The organism is Streptomyces europaeiscabiei, from assembly GCF_001550375.1.
In the GTDB taxonomy this organism is placed as follows: Bacteria; Actinomycetota; Actinomycetes; order Streptomycetales; family Streptomycetaceae; genus Streptomyces; species Streptomyces europaeiscabiei.
The window spans coordinates 1-1831 of sequence record NZ_LRTR01000385.1 but is presented as its reverse complement, the minus strand read 5'-3'; the positions used below and the strand labels follow the sequence as shown (position 1 = coordinate 1831).

The following is a 1831-nucleotide window of genomic DNA, read 5'->3' as shown; positions in this document are numbered from 1 at the left end:
GTGGCGGCCATCAGGGCCGTACGTCGGCCCGCGCGTACTGACATGTCGATCTCCCCCTTCGCCCGACATTCTCGGCGACTCCGAGAACGGCCGGTCGGGCAGGGGGACATGGGCGGTACGCGCCGGGGTTGAGCGGGGCGATTCGGTTGAGCCGTTTCTAGCCCTTCCGCAGGACGAGCTCCGCGTTGCGGTCGCCGGGCGTGCCGGTGAGCGTGTCGCGGCGGCCCGGGGCGTTGTAGGACAGCTCGCGGTAGAGGGCGGCGAGGCCGGTCTGCGAGAGGTCCGTGAAGTCGGTGGAGTGCGGGGCGGCCGATTCGATCAGGGTGGTGAAGAGGGAGATCGTGCCGTCCTTGTTGTCCACCAGCTCGATGACGCGGGCGAGTTGGGGGAAGTCGATGTGGGAGGCCGTGGAGATCTCCCAGAAGGAGCCCCCGCTCGCGGACCCGTGCGGGGTGATGCGGTTGCGGTGGCTGTGGCCGTTCACCCAGGCCAGAACGTTGCGCTGGCGGCCGAGCAGGGACAGCACCTCGTCACCTCCGTGGCGGGCCTCGCCGGGGCGGGAGGGGTCCTTGCGGAGGTTCCGCATCGACGCGCTGGTGTGGTGGCTGAAGACGACGGCGTACGAACCGCTCTTGGCCGCCTCTTTCAACGTACGCTCCAGCCACTTGAGTTGGGCCGTGCCGAGTGAGCCCTCGTAGTGGCCGCCGGGGTCGGTGGAGTCGAGGCTGATGCCGATGACGTCGTCGGCGACGCGGAAGGCGTAGTACTGGGTGCGGGCGTCCAGGTTGGCCTGCGAGTAGCCGTGGCCGACCGGGCCGGGGCCCGTGTGGGCCGGGTCCAGGTGGGCCTTCAGGTACTCCCGCGGGGTGAAGGGGGCGCGGCCCTCGTCCGGGGTGACCGACCGCATCTTCTTCGCCTGGGCCTTGAGGATGGCCTTCCACTCGGCGCCCCGGGGGTCGCCGCCGCTCTTGACGTTGTCCCAGAGGGCCTTGCCGACCCGCTCGTCCAGCGTCATCAGCTTCCTGCCGCCGACCGCGAAGTCGGCGAAGTAGGAGTCCCCGGGGGCGTAGCAGCCGCCGGGGAGGGAGTCGTGGTTGCCGACCGTGGAGTACCAGGGGACGTTCAGTCCGGGGCTGTTGACCTCTCGGATCGCGGCGGCCAGGAAGCCGTTCAGGCGGGGGAAGCCGAGCTGCTTGTCGGCGTCGCGCAGGGCCGCGTCCGGCTGCCAGTAGAGCTTGAGGCCGCTGTCCTGGACGCCCTCGTAGCGGCGCGGGTCACCGGAGTTGGGGGTGACACGGCCGCCGCTCATCACCTTCAGGAACCAGTCCAGTTCCGTTTTGGAGTTGTTGTCGGTGTTGTCGCCGGTCGTCATGACGAAGTGGAGGGGGGAGCCGGTCACCGGGGCTCCCCGCAGCGCGTTCACCCGCTCGACGAGCGAGACCGCGCCGGCCACGGACAGCGCCTCCTGTGGACGCCAGGCGCTCGCGGTCTGGGAGCGCAGGTACTCGTAGCGCAGCGGGTGCTGGACGTCCACCACGTGCAGGTCGGTGAACTGCACGAAGGACGCCAGCGCCGTCCGGCGCTTCTCACGGCCGGACTTGGGGGTCGCCAGGTCGCCGCGTACGACCCGCGCCCAGGCCGGGCCGGCGCCGAGGCGACGGTAGCCGGAGGCGCCCCTCGGGGTGGCCACCGAGGCGAGGGTCGTGCCTCGTGTGTACGGGGCGAGGGGCGCGGCCGGGGCCGCTCTGTTCGAGAGGTTCGCCAGGGGGACCTCGGTGGCCGCGGCCCGGTCGGCGGCGGTGGCGGCGTGGGCGTCGGTCTCCGGCCGCAG

General features: G+C 71.5%; 1 protein-coding gene. It reads right to left on the bottom strand.

Annotation, left to right across the window (positions count from 1 at the left end):
- Positions 1 to 157 precede the first annotated feature (157 nt).
- The coding region (locus AWZ10_RS18115) for a TIGR03767 family metallophosphoesterase (RefSeq protein WP_060891578.1) at positions 158 to 1831 on the bottom strand (1674 nt) is incomplete at its 5' end.